The following is an 18,414-nucleotide window of genomic DNA, read 5'->3' as shown; positions in this document are numbered from 1 at the left end:
CCTTATTGCATGAACCAGCCGTGGCTCACAATGAAGGACTGGCCGGTCAAGGCCGCGCTCGGGAAGGTGGAGAGGAACAGCACGGTTTGCGCGACGTCTTCCACCGTGGTGAAGATGCCGTCCACCGTACCGCCGAGCATCACGTTGCGAATCACGTCTTCTTCGCTGATGCCCAGTTCTTTGGCCTGCTCAGGAATCTGCTTGTCGACCAGCGGGGTGCGCACGAAGCCGGGGCAGACCACATGCGAGCGCACGTTGTGCTTCGCGCCTTCCTTGGCCAGCACCCGCGCCAAACCCAGCAAGGCATGCTTGGCCGCGACATACGCCGACTTCAGCGGGGAAGCTTCATGCGAGTGGACCGAACCCATGTAGATCACGATGCCGCCGCGATCGTCCTTGTACATGTGTTTCAAGGCCGCCTTGGTGGTGAGGAACGCACCGTCGACGTGAATTGCCTGCATTTTCTTCCAGTCTGAAAATGCGTAGTTCTCGATGGGATTGACGATCTGGATACCGGCGTTCGAGATGAGGATATCGATCGAGCCGAATTCGGCGGCCACCTTGTCGATGCCCTGGTTGACGGCTTCTTCGTTGGTGACGTCCATGGCGACGCCGATGGCCTTGCCGCCGGCCTGTTTGATCTCTTCAGCAACAGCGTTCGCGCCATCCTGGTTCAGGTCGGCGATGGCAACCGCAGCGCCCGCGGCCGACAATGTCAGCGCGATCTGCTTGCCGATCCCGCTCGCCGCGCCCGTAACGACCGCGACCTTGCCATTCAGATTCGTGTTCAGTGACGACATCCAGAACCTCCATACAGTTGATGAGCAATGACACCACAACGCGCAGGCGGCGTGAAGCTGACCAAACGGCATAGGCCGTTCAGACGAATGCTGCACTGCGGCCAACTTTGCTATTGTGCATGAACCCCGGGAAAGGCATCGGGAAATCACGCACAAACGCATATCTCTTTAAACTGTGCGGGTTGCGCCTGATTCAGCGCCCCATTCGACACCCGATTCGGCACTCGATTCCGCTGACCGGATTGGATGCCCATTGCATCACCTCGTAAGGAGAAGTGCATGAACTATCGACGACTGGGCCGTTCCGGCCTGCAGGTCAGTGAACTGTCCATCGGTTCCTGGGTGACCTACGGCAATCAGGTGGACACCCATGCGGCGCGCGAATCGCTGGCGGCCGCACGCGACGCCGGGGTCAACTTCTTCGACAACGCCGAGGCTTACGCCGGCGGCAAGTCGGAACAGATCATGGGGCAGGCGCTGAAAGAACTGGCTTGGCCACGCATTAGCTACGTGGTGTCCACCAAGTTCTTCTGGGGCCTGCAGGAAGCGCCCAACCAGTACCACACGCTGAACCGCAAGTATCTGCTGAACGCAATCGACGCCTCGCTGCAGCGCCTGCAACTCGACTATGTGGATCTGGCGTTTTGCCACCGGCCCGACCCCAACACACCGGTCGAAGAAACCGTCTGGGCGATGAGCGACATGATCACGCGCGGCAAGGCGCTCTACTGGGGCACCTCCGAATGGAGCGCGGACGAGATCCGGACGGCTTATGACATCGCGGAACGGCATCACCTTCACAAACCTGTCATGGAACAGCCGCAGTACAACCTGTTCCACCGCAAGCGTGTGGAGCAGGAATACCGCCGGCTCTACGAGGACATCGGCCTTGGGCTGACAACGTGGAGTCCGCTCGCCTCGGGCCTGCTGACCGGCAAGTACCGCGACGGCGTGCCGGCCGACAGCCGCGCCCAGTTGCAAGGCTACGACTGGCTGCGCAAGCAGGTCACCGACGCCGGCAAGAACAGCGTGGTCGGCAAGCTCGGCAACCTGGCGGACGAACTCGGTTGCACGGTCGGCCAGCTTGCGATTGCCTGGATTCTGAAGAACCCGCATGTCAGCACGGTGATCACCGGCGCGTCGCGGGTCGAGCAGATCGCCGAGAATATGAAGGCGCAGGAAGTTGCGGCGAACATCACGCCCGAGATCAAGCTGAGGATCGAAGAGATCGTTGGCGACGCGTACGACTGAGCGTTGCGGCCGCGCCGACGGCACGCCATGATGCGGCGTCCGGACGGGCGCGGTTCGGGCCGGCGGCGACCGGCGGTTCGGACTGCAACGCAGGCTCGCGTACAATACGCGACCGCCTTGCACGTGCCCATCCGGTCGCAACGCGGCGCCCCCGTTGCTGCAGGCTCCCGCCGTGGAGCCTCGCGCGGGACCTCAATCGACCGGCACGCCCTCTTTCGAGCCTCACCTCATCATGCTTAGTTACCGCCACGCCTTTCACGCAGGCAATCATGCCGACGTCCTCAAGCACGCCGTCGTCGTGCAGTTGTTGCGCTACCTCGCCCAGAAAGACAAGGCGTACTGGTACATCGACACGCACGCGGGGGCCGGCGTCTACTCCTTGAAGGAAGGTTATGCCACCAAGACGGGCGAGTTCGAGACCGGCATCGCCAAGCTGTGGGGGCGTACCGACCTGCCCCCGATGCTGGCCGACTACGTGGATGAAGTGGCAGCGCTGAATGCCGACGGCAACCTGCGCTTCTATCCCGGTTCGCCGTATCTCGCATGGCGGCTGATGCGCGAACAGGATCGCATGCGCCTGTTCGAACTGCACACCACCGAAATCGACGTGCTGCAGCACAATTTCCGCGACGCCGGCCGGCGCGCCATGCTTTACGCAGGGGATGGCTTCGACGGCGTGAAGGCCTTGCTGCCGCCGCCGCCGCGTCGTGCGCTGGTGCTGATCGACCCGTCGTTCGAAGACAAGCGCGACTACACCCGCACGCTGAATTGCGTCGAGGAAAGTCTCAAGCGGTTTGCGACCGGCACCTATGCGATCTGGTATCCGCAGGTCACACGCCCGGAATCGCAGCGTTTTCCGGACCAGTTGAAGCGCCTGCAGGAACGCAACTGGCTGCACGTCACGCTGACGGTCAGCAATCCGCCGACAGATGGTTTTGGTCTGTTCGGCAGCGGCATGTTCATTCTGAACCCGCCGTACACCCTCGCTAAAACGCTGAAAGACACCATGCCGTGGCTGGTGCAGGCTCTCGGACAGGACAAGGCCGCGCAATTCAAGGTAGAACACCGCGGCGACTGAACCAGGACGGTTCAGGCTTCTACTGCGACGGCGGCGCCGGACGAGGCTGCGGCCTTGGATACGGCGCCGGCGCTCCACCGCCTCCCACAGGCAACTGGATATAGGGCGCGACGATCAGGGGCACGGACGAGTTCGGCGTCAGTTCGGTCGGCGTCGCCATAGGCTGGGCCTGCACGATCCGCTCGCGCGAAAGCGGCGCGGTCTGCAGCACCGTGCCGCTCTGGCCATCGCTAATGCCATGCTGCGTATCGAGTATCAAAGGCTGCCCACCGCTCGACGAAGCGGCAAATGCCATGGGTGTAGCTAGCGCCAGCAGCGAAACCGCAGCGCACAGCGTGAGGACAACGGCGCCCGGTAAGGCGCGAATCAATCGAACAGGAGCCATGAGCGGACCGGGTGGGTTGCGGGAATGCCGGATTGCGCAAAAAAACGCTTTACCTTACCGCGGTGGCAACGTTCAAGCTAGTCGATATTGAGTGGCGCGTGAGCGGCGACCAGCAAGCTGGCTCAATGAGTGAGCGATGAGCCGTTGACGAGTGTGGACAAAAGCGCAGGCGCCAGATGTGACAAAGCCCCGTCGATACGGGGCCTTACGCTCTACTACTACGACTGCGCGCCCTGAAGAGAATCCCTCTCGGGGATTGGGACAGGCTGCGCCGCCGCGGGTCAGACAGACTTCAGACTGCTTTACAGCGAGTAGCCGTTCGTTTCGAGCGAGCGGATGCGCTGTTCGAGCTGGACGATGTCCGACGACGACGCGAGGTAAGCCTCACGGCGGCTACGTTCAGCGGTTTCAAACCAGGTGCTCAGCTTTTCAATAACGTATGCAAACATGATGTTCTCCAAGGATCAGATATGAATCCCCGGTGGATTGGGCATCAGGGATTTCCCTTATGAAGGGTTAACCCGGATTATAGCCTTCTCATGCAACCTGGCTAGTGAAATGCCCGAATGGCGTGCATTCCGTTTTGGAATGGTGCATCCTGAATTGCAATGCAAGCGATTGATTTATATGGAGTTAGCGGTGTTTCATCGCGCTTTTCACGGACTTGGGTCACGAGATCGCACCACATTGGTGCGACAATGTGACTAGGTTGCAACGAATTGCCGTTAAGGTTGCACCTTTCATCATAAGTCGCTCATTCGTTGGTGTGGCAGCCATGACTAATAGCCATCTCTGGAGCCGCGAGACCTTCGATGATTGGACAATCGGGGCGCTCGTCGCCGTGACAATGGTCGGCGAGGTGCGCGAGCGTGTCGCGCATCTCCGTCAGCTCGGCAATGCGGCGCTCGAGATCCGCGACGTGTTCGAGCGCAATCGCCTTCACTTCGGCGCTCGCGCGCGAGCGGTCTTGCCACAAGGCCAGCAGGCGGCGGATGTCCTCTACGAGAAAGCCCAGACGCCGCGCCTGACGAATAAAGCGTAGCGAATGCACTTCCTGCGGGCCGTAGACGCGGTACCCCGCCGTCGTACGGGATTTCGCCGCCAGCAAGCCGACACTTTCGTAGTAGCGAATCATTTTCGCCGTGACGCCCGAGGCGCGGGCCGCTTCACCGATGTTCATGACTGTTTCCCTAGTATGCCCGCCGATCCTACACCTTCCCACCATGGGAAGGTCAGCCACTCAAGTGCGTCTCGGCAGGCATAATTCAACCGTTGCACCCTTCACGTTTATCGAGGCAAAGCAGATGACGATCGAATTTCAGGTAGAAGGCATGAGCTGCCAGCATTGTGTGGCGGCGGTGACCAAGGCGATCCGCGAACAGGACGGCGCCGCGCAGGTCAAGGTGGATCTCGCGAGCGGCCGTGTGGCAGTCGAATCGGCACAACCGGCCGACGCGCTCAAGGCAGCCATCGACGAGGCCGGCTACACGGTCGTCGAGACTCACTGAGGCGAGACACGCATGTTCAAGGTTGCAGTGATCGGCGCGTCCGGCCTGGTGGGCCGCGCCCTCGTAGAGGAACTGGCGCAGCAAGCGGACTGGCAAGTCGTTTCGACCGGGTTCCGGCGCGCCGGCCCGCACAGCATCACGCTCGACATTCGCGATGCCGCGGCGGTCAAACAGTTTGTCGAGCGCGAGGCGCCCAATGCGATCGTCATTGCGGCGGCTGAACGCCGCCCGGATATCTGCGAACACAATCCGGCGCTGGCTCGCGCGCTGAACGTCGACGCCGTGCGCAGCGTGGCCGAGGCGGCCAAACAACGTGGTGCGTGGGTGCTGTCGATCTCCACCGACTATGTGTTCGACGGCGCGCACCCGCCCTACCGCTATGACGCCCAACCGTCGCCGCTCAACGCCTATGGCCGCAGCAAGCTCGACGGTGAGCGAGCGCTCACTGAGACGACCGATTTCGGTTGTGTGCTGCGTCTGCCCTTGCTGTATGGGCCGATCGTCGATTGGGCGGAATCGGCCGTGACCAGTCTGGTGCCGGCCATCGCGGCATCAGCGAGCGCCTCGCCAGGTACGAAGGCGGCTGTGATGGACGCATGGGCGATCCGTTACCCGACGTTTACTCCCGACGTGGCATACGTCATCCGTCAGATGCTCGAACGGCATGCGCGTGGCGAAGCGATTCGCGGCATCGTGCAATGGTCGGGCGATGAGCCGATGACGAAGTACGAGATTGCAATCCGCCTTGCCGGGGCGCTGCGAGTCGAGGCCCGGCTCACGCCGCAGCACACGCCGACGGATGCGACCCCGCGCCCGCATAACTGCCATCTGGACTCGAGCCGTCTAGAGGCGCTCGGCATCGGCCGCCGCACGCCGTTCGATACAGCGATCCGGCAAGTGCTGGAGAAGTTTCCCTGGCTAGCCAGCGACGTCAGGAACACGGCATAGGTCGAAATTGCGGCTCGCCGTGGCGAGCCGCGACAAGCCACCACGGTCTGTTGAGACAGCGCCACGTCCCAACCCAAACCGGCCTCTCCGCGCAGTCTGAATCCGGCGAAACAGGCCTTCAGCAAAAATCCCTGCTGGTGGACTGCAGTCCACCCAGCAGATGCGACATATCAACCAGCCGTTGCGCGACCAGATGGTGGACATCCCCTTCACGCTGCCAAACGCCGTACACCGCTAGCAGCGCCGCCCCCAACACCTCCTTGCGCTGTCTCTCCAGCAAACCCGGCCACACGATTACATTCACATTGCCGGTCTCGTCCTCGAGCGTCATGAAGATAACCCCTTTTGCCGTACCCGGCCGCTGTCGCATCGTGACAATGCCGCAGCCGCGTGCCAGTCTTCCATCAGGATAACTGCGTAACGTCGATGCGGGCATTAGCCGATTGGCCAGCAGTTGAGGCCGCAACAGTTCGAGCGGATGGCGGCCGAGCGTCAGCCCCACGGACCGGTAGTCCGCGACGATCTCGTGCGCTTCCGAGGGCTCGCCCAGTTCGGGAGTATCGTCTTGCACGGCGGTACCGGCCAGCATGTCTTTATCGGGCACGGCGGCCACCGAATGCCACAATGCTTCGCGACGATTGCCCGCAAGCACCACCAGTGCATTCGCATCGGCCAGCACCTGCAGATCGTGCCGATCGAGTTGGGCGCGACGCGCCAGATCCTGCACGCTCCTGAACGGCCGTACCGCGCGTGAATTCTCAATGCGCTCAGCGGCGCCATCCTTCATGCCGCGCAGCATCGACAGCCCAAGACGCACTGCCGGGCGCTCTGCTCCATCGATCGATTCGAGCGTCGAATCCCATCCGCTGACGGTCACATCGACCGGCAACACCCTGACACCATGCCGCTGTGCATCCTGCACGAGTTGCGACGGCGAGTAGAAACCCATTGGCTGACTATTGAGCATGGCAGCAAGAAACGCCTCGGGTTCGTGACACTTCAACCAGCTACTCGTATAGACGAGCAAGGCGAAACTCGCCGCATGGCTTTCCGGAAAGCCATATTCGCCAAAGCCCTTGATCTGCTCGAAGATCGCTTCGGCGAAGCTGCGCTCGTAGCCGTTTTTCTGCATCCCGTTGATGATGCGATCGTAGTACTTCTCCAGGCCGCCCTTGCGCTTCCATGCGGCCATCGCCCGGCGCAGCTCATCGGCTTCGCCTGCCGTGAAGCCCGCCGCGATCATCGCGACCTGCATGACCTGCTCCTGGAAGATCGGTACGCCAAGCGTGCGCTCTAGTGCAATCTTCAGCTCTTCGCGTGGATAAGTGACCGGATCCAGCTTCTGGCGTCGGCGCAGATAAGGATGCACCGCACCGCCCTGAATCGGCCCAGGACGCACAATCGCCACCTCGATGACGAGGTCGTAGTACTTGCGAGGGCGCAAACGCGGCAGCATGCTCATCTGCGCGCGCGATTCGATCTGAAACACGCCGATCGTGTCGGCGCGGCAAATCATGTCGTACGTCTCTTCATCGCCCTCTGGTATGTCCTGCATCTCGAGGCGCTCGCCACGCCGCTCTGACACAAGATCGAGTGTGCGCCGGATCGCCGACAGCATGCCGAGTGCAAGCACATCGACCTTGAGAAGTCCGAGCGATTCGAGATCATCCTTGTCCCATTCGATCACCTGACGATCCGCCATTGCCGCGTTCTCGACCGGCACAAGACGCGTGAGCTTGCCGCGGCTGATCACGAAACCGCCGGAATGCTGCGACAGATGGCGCGGGAAATTGAGCAATTGCGACGCCAATCTCGCCCAGGCCTGAATCAACGGCTTTTCCGGATCGAGACCCGTCTCTTCGAAATGCTTCAGCAGATCGTGACTATTGTCGAACCAGTGATGCGACTTCGCCACCGCATCGACAATCTGCGGATCGATCCCCAGCGCCTTGCCTGTCTCACGCAATGCGCCACGCGGCCGGTAAGTCGACACCGCCGCCGCAATCGCCGCGCGATCACGCCCATACTTGTTATAGATGTACTGGATCACCTCTTCGCGCCGCTGATGCTCGAAGTCGACATCGATATCCGGCGGCTCGCCACGTTCTTTAGAAATGAAGCGCTCGAACAGCATGCTGCTGCGCGCCGGATCCACCTCGGTAATGCTCAGGCAATAACACACGACAGAGTTGGCGGCCGACCCTCGCCCCTGACACAAAATGTTCTGGCTGCGTGCGTAGCGAACAATGTCGTAAACCGTCAGAAAAAACGGCTCATACTCCAGGTCCGCGATAAGCGCCAGTTCGTGCTCGATCTGTTGCTGGACGTGATACGGAATCCCGGAAGGAAAACGCCGTTGCGCACCGATATAGGTTTCCTGACGCAGGTATGCGGCAGGTGTGAAACCCGCCGGCACGAGTTCGTCCGGGTATTCGTAGCGCAAATTCTCGAGCGAAAACGTACAACGCTCGATAACTTTGATCGTCTCTTGCAGTGTCTGCTCGGGATAAAGATTCGCAATGCGCAGCCGCGAGCGCAAATGCTGCTCGGCATTAGGCGCGAGATCGTAACCGCACTCATGAACCGGCTTGCCGACACGGATCGCCGTCATCGTATCCTGCAACGGCTTGCGCGAACGCACATGCATCACAACATTGCCGAGCGCGACGACCGGCACATTCTGGGAGGCCGCGACATACTCGACTGCCCCGCGATGAATATCGTCCATCGCACGCTGATGCTGCACGAGACCCACCCATGCGCGCTCGGCAAAGGTCTGGTCGAGCCATTCAATTTGCGCTTCCAGTGCCTCTTCTTTGGCAGGAAATGCCGGCACCAGAATCGCAAGACAATCCGGCATGCCGCGCAGGTGGGCGTTGTTGCGATCGGGCCGTGACAGATCGTGTGGCGTCAGCCGGTACTCACCCTTCGGCGCGCGGGTTCGCGCAAGCGTAATCAACTCAGACAGGTTGCCGTAGCCCTCACGGTTCTGCGCGAGCAGAATCAGTCCGAACGCAGGCGAACCATCGGCATTGCGCAACTGAAAATAAGAGCCGATGACAAGCGGCAAGCCCACCTCTTTCGCCGCGACATGGGCGCGCACCACGCCTGCGAGCGAGCATTCGTCCGTGACGGCCAGTCCCGCGTAACCGAGCTGCGCTGCACGCTTGACGAGTTCATTCGCATGCGACGCGCCGTGCAGGAACGTGAAGTTGGAGAAGCAGAACAGCTCGGCGTACGCCGGCAGCGCAGTGAAGGTCGAGTCCATTGCGCATCATCCAAACAGGCCGTGAAGAAACCAGCGTTGCTCTTCTTCGGCATCGCGGCTGCTGATACGCTCGCGGTAAATCCAGTAGCAACTGCGGTCGTCGGCTTGCGCGACGAAGTAATCGCGCGTGACGAGTTCGCCGTCGAACCAGCCGGCTTCGATACGCTCTGCGGGCGACACCATGCGCAGCGGCGAACCATAGAACGGCCGATGCTGACGCATCAGCAGACGCACGGGCGTGGCCAGCATCCACGTCGGCCGCGGCAAGCCGTCGGGCAACGCGATATTCTTCGCCACCTGGCTAACCGGCACCCAGCGGTTCGCGACTTCCGGCCGGTAATCCGCGGTTGGCGCAGGACGCAGCACGTTTTCATCGCCAAGGCGCGCGATCAGCAATTCGATCAGACGCGCGTGCTCTTCCGGCGAGCCGCCGGGCTCGGGAAACAGACTGTCCGTATCGGGCGCAGCCGGCTCGACCTTCGTTGCATCGAGCCGCAGCGCAATGGCAGGCGCGACGAGTTCCACGCGGTGCAGCCGCTCCTTCACGAGACGCAGCAGATGGTCTTCGCGCCATGCCGGCTCACCGAGGGCGATTTCGATCAGCGTCGGCGGCAGCGCTTGCCTGCCGCGTTCATGCTCGATGGACAGCGTGACCGCGGTGACTGCCAGTTGCTTCGCGCACAGCCAGCCGCACAGTTGCACGATCAGCCGATGCGCGGCGAACACCGCGCCGTCCGCATGTTCGAGCCGGTCGGGCAATTCGATGCGCGCGGAAAACGTGGGCGGCAATTCGAGCCAGTCGAACAGCTCCGGCGCCGTGCCGAAGGCGCGATCCAGAGAATCCAGCAGATGTTCGCCACAGCCGCGCTGCAAACCCGCGCGCGGCAGGCGGCGCACGTCGGCGATCGTCTCGCAGCCCAGCCCGGCAAACCAGTCGGCGAACGGACGGATCTCCGGCACCGCGAACATCGGCAGCGGTAGCAATGCACGCTCGAGCGAGGCGAGCTGCAAGACTCGACGCGCACCTTGCCCCCGCCCGTACTTCGCCAGCAGCCATGCGCCCTGCCCGGTTGGCGCAACACTGATGCGCGCGGTCACTCCGAACGTGTCGAGTATCGCCCTGGTTTGCCTGCACAGCGACAGCAGGCCGCCGAAAAGCCGCAGACTCGCACCGACTTCGACGATGACCGTTGCCTCATCGAGCAGCGCTACATCCGGCGAAAACTTCATCAACGCCACGCCGACTTCTCGTTGCGCAGCGACTTCACGTGTAACGTCGCGCTCGTACATTGCGGTTTCCGGCGATAGCGTCAGCACACCGCCGCGCTTCATGCCCAGCAGCACACCTGCTTCGCGTGCCGCGCGGTCCACGATCATTACCTTGTCTTTCTCGAGCACCGCACTGCCGTGCTCCGGCTCAGACAACCACCTCGGCCGGAAGACTTCGAGGGACAACTTCGGCAAGTGGACGGCGAGAAAGACGCGCATGACGGGAAAACAAAACTGGAGTGGGTTGGAGAGAAATCGACAGAGGCTCCGCGCGTGTTGGACCTCGTCGTTTCACGATATCGACCATCAGGCCCTCTGCGGCTGGTCGTAAAGCCAGCCGCAGTAAGGCCGGCGATGAATCCTGAGCCGCCGTGAGCGGCCGGACCATGATGAACAGCGTCTCGGATGACTGCGCAGCCAGATGCAGACGCCGCAGCGATGACGACTGCGCGTGCTGCGCCCACAAAATCAGCGCCCCACAACTGCCGGCACGCAGAATCTGCTCGGCCGACCACAGGGCGTCAGCGATTTTGGGCGGCTTGATTTGCAGCAAGCGATTGAGCGACAGCCCGATATACCCCAGTCCCAGCCCATCCGGAATGTGTGGTGGCTGGACCAGCGCAATGGGCCGCTCACCGAGTGAGCTAAGCGCAGGCCGCAAAAGCCGCATTTCCCCAACGCCAGCCTGCTGAACCAGCAAATCGATCAGCGCGCCAACTGGCCAGCCGCCACCGGGCAACTCCGCTGACAGTGCCGGATAGCCTGTATCCACCGTCCCCCCACGCCCGCGCGCAAGCTGCGAGGCTCGCCAGAGCGCGATTCCCCCCGCCTCCGAATACATACTTGAGTCGAGGACGGCATCAATGGAGCGCGCCCGTTCACCGGGGGCACGTATCTGCTGAGCGGCCGCGTCAGTGCGATTCACGATCAAGCTCCAAAAGTACTGTATAAATATACAGTAATTCTAGCGCAAGATCTCAAATTTGCGGGTGAGCCGCCGAGGTCCCCCGCCATGCGGTGGGGCAGCGGTCGGGCGTCAGAGCGTCAAGCGGGGGCTGGTTTCTTTGAATCAGGGGTATCAATGGGTCCAGTCAGACCCGGTCACGTTACCCGTTGCGCCATCAGGCGTCTGTACTTGCGAGTTCGGCATGCATCAGTTGTTTGCTGCAGAATCAACGCGCGCAGCGGCGACACCTTCGGATCAGTTTTCATGCCCAGGCTTAGCTTGCGCAACTGGAACTTGACGGTAGCCATGTTCGCCAGCGAAGCCAGTGTCTTATTCTTCCAGGTGATCGGCGAAAGTTCAGGAGCAACGTCTTTTCCGCCTTGCCAGGCCCGGGGCAAATCGGGTTCGATCGCGAGAGCGGTGCCCACTCCGACCATGTCCACACCGCTCTTGACCACTTGTTCGGCGACCTGCCGACGGCGGATCCCTCCCGTGACCATGACCGGCATCTCCGCCACTTTCCGGATGTCGCGTGCGAACTCCACGAAATAGGCTTCGCGCGCCAACGTGCGGCCGTCACGAGCTTCGCCCTGCATGGCTGGCGCTTCGTAGCTGCCGCCGGACAGCTCAACCAGATCCACTTTCAAACCGTTGAGCAGTTTGACCACTTGCCGTGCGTCGTCGGCAGTGAAGCCGCCGCGCTGGAAATCGGCTGAGTTCAGCTTGATAGCAACGCAGAAGTGCGGAGAAACCACAGCACGAACCGCTTTGACAACCTCCAGTAGCAGACGCGCGCGGTTCGCAAGCGTTCCTCCCCATTCATCCGTTCGCCGGTTTGTGAGCGGCGAAAGGAACTGGCTCAACAGGTAGCCATGGGCCGCGTGAATTTCTACACCGGTGAATCCCGCCTGCTCTCCGAGTCGCGCGGTCCGGGCAAATCGCACAATCACGTCGTCGATGACTTCCTGTGTCATCGCGAGCGGCGTATTGAAGCGTTTGGATAGCTTGCCCAGGTCGAGCGGTACGGCCGAAGGCGCCCATGTCTGCTGGCCAAGATTGGCTTGCATCTGACGGCCTGGATGATTGATCTGCAGCCAGAACTGTGCGCCTTTGGATCGGCCGATCTGCGCCCAGCGCGCGAATTTTGCCAACTGCGTGTCGTCCTCCAGGACCACTCCGCCCGGTCCCGTCATGGCGCGGTTGTCGACCATCACATTGCCCGTTATCAGCAGGCCGGCGCCGCCGTTTGCCCACGCCTCGTAGAGCCGCATCAATTTCTCTGATGGAGCCTGGCTGGCATCCGCCATGTTTTCTTCCATGGCGGCTTTGGCGATACGGTTGGGGATGACCGAACCGTTAGGGAGAATCAGCTTGTCGAACACGTTCATAGGAACACCTCAATTGATCGTGTTGCACACTCTAAGTTTGAAGTTAAGTTCAAGGTCAAGCAATTTTTGGCGGTGAATTTGACGATGGGATCAAAACGGAACGAGCCACCCGTGGGTAGCTCGTTGACTTGCCTGCACGCGTCAGCAGCAGCGTGATCGCACGCGATTGACGGCTTTACGACTCTTTGATGAACGCGAGCAGATCGGCATTGATCGCGTCGGCGTTGGTCGTCGGCATGCCGTGAGGAAAACCCGAATAGGTCTTCAGCGTACCGTTCCGATGAAAGAAAATGACCTGTGCGTCACGCGGGCCCCAGTCCTTATAGAAAATATCGACGCCATCCTTCGTTGTGACAAATCCCATTTTCGCTTCTCCGGTGCTGTGTTCGCAGTCAATCGGCCTCGCGCGCCTGGTCGCGGCCGGTCCGGCTAACGTACTGTTCCTTCTGTCTGATGGATAGACGGCGACGGTGATTGAAGCGCTCGCATCTCGGGTGCCGGCGAGTAGCGCGCCGACGCGGCACACGAGACTGTTGGCCAAGCGAGCCTTCACCGTCCTCGTCGCTTTCCTCCATCACGGTCCGCGGCGGCGGGCTTCCGGAGTCCGTTGAGCCTTGCTTGACCGTCTTTTAACTGTAGGATTAAAGTGAACTTTAAGGTCAACACTTTTTGAAAGTGCCATATGAAGATCGGAAAACTGGCAGAACTCAGCGGCCTGACCGCGTCTCGCATCCGTTTCTATGAGGCGACTGGCGTAATCAAGGCGGTCGAGCGCACGGCGAACGGCTATCGCGACTACCCTCCGGAAGCGCTGTCAATGCTCGAGATCATCGCCAGTGCCCAGCGCGCGGGCTTCTCTCTTGAACAGATCCGGCATCTGCTGCCAACGGGTCAGGGCTCGTGGCAGCATGAGTCGTTAGTCGAAGCGCTGAAGCATAAAGTGACCGAAATCGAAGAGATGCAGGAGCGCCTGAATCAGAACAGGGCGCAGCTACTCGTAGCCATTGAGAGCATCGAAAACAGACCAGCAAATCTGAACTGTTCAGATAGAAAGGAGTGGGTTATGGGCCGGCTGCGCGACAACGGGGGGGTGCCGGAACGGAAGAAAGGCTCGCGCTGATTTACGGTATTCCCTGCCTATTGATTGTCGGCTTTCACGAGGTCGTGATGAATTACCTGCGCTGAAATGCTTGACCTTGAAGTTGAGTTGAATCTTAGAGTATGTCCTGCAGGGGCGATCGGTTTATCACGACCGTCCGCAGGTCAACCATCTAGAAAGGTCAAGGGATATGGACAGGCGGTTCACACAGGTCGAGTTTGGATCACACAAGGTTGAAGTTATCGAGGGCGGATACTACGACCGTTTCCGCATGCATCCGAACCTCGACGAGGTGGCGCGTGATCCCGCTGTCGGGAACATCGATTTCTTCCGCAGAATACCGAAGCATCAGGTCGAGTCAAGGGTCGGCCCGATATGGGCGCCGAATTTCTACTACCGCGCGAGCAGTGTCCAGGTCCTGATGCTAGCCCCGTTGGAGCGATTGCGGTCCGCGCTGCCGACGCCTCTTGAGCCGTTGCATGCATTGCCTGGCTACGGGTTAGTGGCGCTGACTTTCTTTTCGTACGCCGTCTGCGATAACGATCCTTACGACGAGGTCTCGGTTGCAGTCGTTATCCGCCGGCCGGGCGCGCGTGGGTCGCATCTGATCGAACTGCTTGACTCAATGCGGCGTCGAAGCTTTTTCGCGCACGTCCTGGCGCTCCCGGTCACCACCGAAATAGCGAGGGTGCGTGGGGTGTATGGCTATCAGTTGCCCAAGTGGCTCGCCGGGATCACTGTTGATCTCGGTGCGGGCGTCAAGGCCAGCATATCCTCCCTCGGTGGAACGCCGGATCTGGTGTTGAGCGCGCCGCTGCCCACACTGCACAACGTCACGCCGCAATCTCACATGGGAACGTCGACAATGGTGCACGTTATCGACGGTGAATGGCATCAGACTTCGGTCCAGACCAACACGTTATCGTTCGCTCAACGTATTCTCCCCCGGAAAGTAAAACTGGTGCGTAACGGCGGTCCGTTGAGCCAGCTTCTCGATGGACTGGGCGTCTCGACAATTGTTCGCTTCGACGTGGTCAAGGACGCGCAAGTGGTTCTGAATCTGCCCGCGCGTCTAAGGGCCTTTGATTAAGCCTGAAGCAATATGCAGCTACGAAGATCCGCAACGAGCGTCACGCAGGAGCGGATTCCGAAATAACGGTGGAGTATCAAGCCTATGAAGATCGGGGAACTCTCGGAGCGCACTGGACTGACCCCGTCACGCATCCGCTTCTACGAGCGCATTGGGCTGATGAAGACCGTCCAACGCCAACCCAACGGATATCGGACCTATCCAGCCGAGGCCCTGCTGGTGCTCGATCTGGTTGCGACTGCGCAAAAGGCCGGCTTCAGCCTCGATGAAATTGGCATGCTGCTGCCGCCCGATCCGACGCAGTGGCAACACGGCACGTTACTCGAAACGCTCCGCCTCAAGGTGCAGGACATCGAAGCGTTGGAGGCACGACTGGCGCAGAGCAAAACGCATCTCGTCTCGCTGATCGCGGAGATCGAAGCCAAGCCAGCAGAGATCGATTGCACGACCAACGCGAAGAGAGTGCTGTCGCGAATGCGCCGGGGCGAAATGACAAGCCCCGCCCTCGCGTCCGGCGATGTCAAGGCCCTGGGGAAGGCAAGCCGCCGGCGACCGAAAAGGTCCCGCCAGGTCAACGTCACCCCGACGCACTGTCCGGATCATTCTCCCGGCTGATGGTCGATCGTTAGATATCCAAAGGTCTTGAGCTTGAACTTGACTTCAAGGTTATTGTTCAACAAGTCGGGCATGTAGTGGGCATGCTGCAGCAATGCCGCAGCGCGTCTGCGATGTCAGCACGGGAACAATGAAAGGATGTTTCAACATGACAAAACGCATACTGCACGTCGTCAGCAACGTCGCCAATTATGCCGACCAGACCGAGCCCACTGGCTTGTGGCTGTCGGAGTTGACGCATGCGTGGCACGTTTTCGGCGAAAAGGGATACGAGCAGCAGCTCGTCAGTCCGAAAGGCGGTGTTTCGCCGCTCGAGCCGCGCTCCCTTAAGTGGCCCCTTGCCGATGCTTCAGTGAAGGAATGGCTCAACGACAGGAACCGGCAGACGCTACTTTCAACAACCGCCCGTCCCGACCAGATCGATCCGGCGGACTTCGATGCGATCTATTTCACAGGCGGCCATGCCGTCATGTGGGACTTTCCGGACAACGAGCCTCTGCAGCGAATCACGCGCGACATCTATGAGCATGGCGGAATCGTCTCGTCCGTCTGCCATGGCTATTGCGGTCTGCTGAACACCAGGCTTTCAAACGGCGCGCTGCTGGTCGCCGGACACCGGCTTACCGGCTATTCCTGGGTCGAAGAAGTACTCGCGGGGGTTGCCAGCAAAGTGCCCTACAACGCTGAGCAAGAAATGGTCCGCCGCGGCGCATTGTACGAGAAGGCGTTGCTGCCTTTCGTCTCAAGAGTGGTCACCGACGGGCGCCTCGTGACCGGTCAGAATCCGCAATCGGCCAAGGCGACGGCAAGCCAGGTTGCAGCACTTCTTGATAACTGAATCCTTCTCTCAGCGAGTTGATTGTGTCCACTTTGAATGGCATCAGAAGTCACGACTTCGACCTCTATGTAGAACCCGTTCACGACGCCGACGCGCAAGCGCTCCTGGACCGTCAGCGTGCCGCCTTTCTGAAGGAGCCGCGGCCGGATCATGACCAACGCAAGGCGCGCCTTGCGCGGCTGCGTGCGGCCGTACTTGCTTACCGCAGTGAAGTGGAAGAAGCGATCAGCGCGGATTTCGGGCATCGCTCGCGACACGAGACAGGCATCATGGAACTCGTCGGCGTCATCCAGGCCATTGACTATCTGACGCGTAACCTGCGTCGCTTCATGAGACCCGAACGCCGGCATGTCGGCTTTATCTATCGCTCAGGTCGGGCGTATGTCGAGTACCAGCCCAAGGGCGTCGTCGGTGTGATGGCACCGTGGAATTACCCCTTTTCCCTGACGTTCATTCCGCTCGCTACCGCCCTTGCTGCCGGCAACCGCGTGATGCTGAAACCATCGGAACTGACCCCTCGCACCAGTGACGTAATCCAGCGCATGCTCGCGGACACTTTTCCGTCCGAAGAAGTGGCGGTTGTGATCGGTGGCCCGGATGTCGGCGCGGCGTTCAGCGCTCTGGCCTTCGACCACCTGTTTTTCACTGGCAGCACACAGGTTGGGCGCAAGGTCATGAAGGCGGCAAGCGAGAACCTCGTACCCGTAACCCTTGAACTCGGCGGCAAGAGCCCAGTGATCGTGGCGCGCGGCCATGTCGACGATCGGACCATGAGCAGTATCGTCTTCGGCAAACTCGCAAACGCTGGGCAGACGTGCGTCGCGCCTGATTACGCCCTGGTCCATGAGCACGACAGGGAGGCATTTGTCACTCAGTATAAGGCGACGGTGGCTCGCTTCTACCCGGACGGGCCTGCCTCCGATGACTACACGTCGATTGTCAGTGACAGACACTATGGCCGCCTGACACGTCTTGTTGAAGATGCCCGGCACAAGGGTGCGAACGTGATCGCGGCCGGCGTCAAACCGGAGAGCGCCGCCGGGAGGCCGCGCACATTTCCTCCTACGCTGATTGTCGGAGCATGTGACGACATGGTGGTTATGCAGGAGGAGATTTTTGGTCCGATTCTCCCGGTGCGTACGTACCGAACGATGGACGAGGTCATCGCTTATGTGAATAGGCAGCCGCGCCCGCTAGCGCTTTATTACTTTGGTGCCGAGGACGCTGAATGTGAAAGTCTGCTTCAGCGCACCACATCGGGCAATGTCGGTATTAACAACACCATCATGCATGTTGCGCAGGACGATCTGCCGTTCGGGGGCGTTGGGCCGAGCGGGATGGGGGCTTACCACGGCCCGGAGGGCTTTCGCGCGATGAGCCACGCGAAGGGGGTGTTCATCCAGGGACGATGGAGCTTCGCAAGACTGCTGCATGCACCGTTCGGTAAGCTGGCAAATCTGGCTCTTTCTGCGACGCTCGGGAAAGCGCATGGGCGCGCTACTGGCTATTCGTCGAAGGCGAGCTTTTGAGGATGGAAAGACGCAGCCGTACCGCAAGTGCACGTCACGCGCCGATTCGCCGCAAACATGATTTCCGGGCGCGTAAACGCAAAAACCCCGCCTTTGAGGGGCGGGGTTTCTGGTCTTGCTAGGGAGCCTGACGATTACCTACTTTCACACGGGAATCCGCACTATCATCGGCGTGGAGTCGTTTCACGGTCCTGTTCGGGATGGGAAGGGGTGGTACCGACTCGCTATGGTCATCAGGCATGACTTGTTGCCGTGTCGCCTTTGTGGGCGGCACAGCCAATCTGGAAGAAGTAGCTGAGAGGATGCCTCTCGTTTGATGCGGGTTGTGTTGTTTCTGGCACAACACTGATCACTCAACCTGTGCGTGGTGTCCTGCCCCCTTCGGGGGTGGGATCACTGTAA

At 60.6% G+C, this 18,414-nt stretch carries 17 protein-coding genes, 1 rRNA gene and 1 pseudogene; 9 read left to right on the top strand and 10 right to left on the bottom strand.

What is annotated here, in order from left to right; translation table 11 throughout:
* Nucleotides 1-2 precede the first annotated feature (2 nt).
* Nucleotides 3-800, bottom strand: a complete 798-nt coding sequence (locus BLQ92_RS16915; protein ID WP_090685687.1) for a 3-hydroxybutyrate dehydrogenase — start codon at nt 798-800, stop codon at nt 3-5.
* A gap of 279 nt (nt 801-1,079) precedes the next feature.
* Between BLQ92_RS16915 and BLQ92_RS16910 the strand changes: the two genes are divergently transcribed.
* Entirely contained in the window at nt 1,080-2,051 is a 972-nt protein-coding gene (locus tag BLQ92_RS16910; RefSeq protein WP_090685686.1) for a potassium channel beta subunit family protein, read from the top strand.
* 232 nt (nt 2,052-2,283) lie between these two features.
* Nucleotides 2,284-3,129 carry a 23S rRNA (adenine(2030)-N(6))-methyltransferase RlmJ gene (locus BLQ92_RS16905; protein WP_090685685.1) on the top strand — a complete coding sequence of 282 codons (846 nt, stop codon included), beginning with the start codon at nt 2,284-2,286 and terminating at the stop codon, nt 3,127-3,129.
* A 19-nt stretch (nt 3,130-3,148) separates the two neighbouring features.
* Here the strand turns inward: BLQ92_RS16905 and BLQ92_RS16900 are convergent, their stop codons facing one another.
* The 3 genes from BLQ92_RS16900 to cueR form a co-directional block, all read right to left on the bottom strand.
* Nucleotides 3,149-3,514 carry a hypothetical protein gene (locus BLQ92_RS16900; RefSeq protein WP_090685684.1) on the bottom strand — a complete coding sequence of 122 codons (366 nt, stop codon included), beginning with the start codon at nt 3,512-3,514 and terminating at the stop codon, nt 3,149-3,151.
* Between the two features lie 302 nt (nt 3,515-3,816).
* Nucleotides 3,817-3,963, bottom strand: coding sequence for a DUF3563 family protein (locus BLQ92_RS16895; protein ID WP_090685683.1), 147 nt, complete (start codon nt 3,961-3,963; stop codon nt 3,817-3,819).
* Between the two features lie 305 nt (nt 3,964-4,268).
* A complete protein-coding gene (gene cueR, locus BLQ92_RS16890) occupies nt 4,269-4,694 on the bottom strand; it encodes a Cu(I)-responsive transcriptional regulator (protein ID WP_090685682.1) in 426 nt (141 codons plus the stop codon).
* Between the two features lie 124 nt (nt 4,695-4,818).
* On the opposite strand from cueR, the gene BLQ92_RS16885 reads away from it, so the two are divergent.
* Both BLQ92_RS16885 and BLQ92_RS16880 read left to right on the top strand, forming a co-directional pair.
* Complete coding sequence (locus BLQ92_RS16885) at nt 4,819-5,022, top strand: heavy-metal-associated domain-containing protein (RefSeq protein ID WP_090685681.1); 204 nt, start codon at nt 4,819-4,821, stop codon at nt 5,020-5,022.
* Nucleotides 5,023-5,034: 12 nt separating this feature from the next.
* A complete protein-coding gene (locus BLQ92_RS16880) occupies nt 5,035-5,970 on the top strand; it encodes a dTDP-4-dehydrorhamnose reductase family protein (RefSeq protein WP_090685680.1) in 936 nt (311 codons plus the stop codon).
* A gap of 118 nt (nt 5,971-6,088) precedes the next feature.
* On the opposite strand, the gene BLQ92_RS16875 is transcribed toward BLQ92_RS16880, so the two are convergent.
* The 5 genes and pseudogenes from BLQ92_RS16875 to BLQ92_RS16855 all read right to left on the bottom strand — a co-directional run.
* Nucleotides 6,089-9,238 (bottom strand): error-prone DNA polymerase, encoded by a 3,150-nt coding sequence (locus tag BLQ92_RS16875; protein ID WP_090685679.1) that lies wholly within the window; start codon nt 9,236-9,238, stop codon nt 6,089-6,091.
* Between the two features lie 6 nt (nt 9,239-9,244).
* Nucleotides 9,245-10,726, bottom strand: a complete 1,482-nt coding sequence (locus BLQ92_RS16870; RefSeq protein ID WP_143016605.1) for a Y-family DNA polymerase — start codon at nt 10,724-10,726, stop codon at nt 9,245-9,247.
* Entirely contained in the window at nt 10,656-11,348 is a 693-nt protein-coding gene (gene imuA / locus BLQ92_RS16865) for a translesion DNA synthesis-associated protein ImuA (protein WP_090685977.1), read from the bottom strand. Before imuA ends, BLQ92_RS16870 begins: the two co-directional genes overlap by 71 nt.
* A gap of 260 nt (nt 11,349-11,608) precedes the next feature.
* Nucleotides 11,609-12,841, bottom strand: coding sequence for an NADH:flavin oxidoreductase/NADH oxidase family protein (locus BLQ92_RS16860; RefSeq protein WP_090685677.1), 1,233 nt, complete (start codon nt 12,839-12,841; stop codon nt 11,609-11,611).
* A 184-nt stretch (nt 12,842-13,025) separates the two neighbouring features.
* Nucleotides 13,026-13,205, bottom strand: a pseudogene (locus BLQ92_RS16855) (hypothetical protein); the annotation flags it as partial.
* Nucleotides 13,206-13,523: 318 nt separating this feature from the next.
* Here BLQ92_RS16855 and BLQ92_RS16850 point away from each other — a divergent pair.
* The 5 genes from BLQ92_RS16850 to BLQ92_RS16830 all read left to right on the top strand — a co-directional run bounded on the left by BLQ92_RS16850 (nt 13,524) and on the right by BLQ92_RS16830 (nt 18,012).
* Nucleotides 13,524-13,961: a MerR family transcriptional regulator gene (locus tag BLQ92_RS16850; RefSeq protein WP_090685676.1), complete on the top strand. Its 438-nt coding sequence runs from the start codon at nt 13,524-13,526 to the stop codon at nt 13,959-13,961.
* Nucleotides 13,962-14,130: 169 nt separating this feature from the next.
* On the top strand, nt 14,131-15,030 hold the full coding sequence (locus BLQ92_RS16845) for an acetoacetate decarboxylase (protein ID WP_090685675.1): 900 nt from the start codon (nt 14,131-14,133) through the stop codon (nt 15,028-15,030).
* Nucleotides 15,031-15,114: 84 nt separating this feature from the next.
* On the top strand, nt 15,115-15,645 hold the full coding sequence (locus BLQ92_RS16840) for a MerR family transcriptional regulator (protein WP_090685674.1): 531 nt from the start codon (nt 15,115-15,117) through the stop codon (nt 15,643-15,645).
* 148 nt (nt 15,646-15,793) lie between these two features.
* Nucleotides 15,794-16,483, top strand: coding sequence for a type 1 glutamine amidotransferase domain-containing protein (locus tag BLQ92_RS16835; protein WP_090685673.1), 690 nt, complete (start codon nt 15,794-15,796; stop codon nt 16,481-16,483).
* A 23-nt stretch (nt 16,484-16,506) separates the two neighbouring features.
* Nucleotides 16,507-18,012, top strand: a complete 1,506-nt coding sequence (locus BLQ92_RS16830; RefSeq protein ID WP_244106473.1) for a coniferyl aldehyde dehydrogenase — start codon at nt 16,507-16,509, stop codon at nt 18,010-18,012.
* 125 nt (nt 18,013-18,137) lie between these two features.
* On the opposite strand, the gene rrf is transcribed toward BLQ92_RS16830, so the two are convergent.
* Nucleotides 18,138-18,250: ribosomal RNA gene (gene rrf / locus BLQ92_RS16825) — 5S ribosomal RNA — on the bottom strand.
* Nucleotides 18,251-18,414 lie beyond the last annotated feature (164 nt).

Source organism: Paraburkholderia phenazinium (assembly GCF_900100735.1).
Taxonomy (GTDB): Bacteria; Pseudomonadota; Gammaproteobacteria; order Burkholderiales; family Burkholderiaceae; genus Paraburkholderia; species Paraburkholderia phenazinia.
Note: the sequence above shows the minus strand (reverse complement) of the source record. Positions and strands in the feature narration are given on the sequence as shown.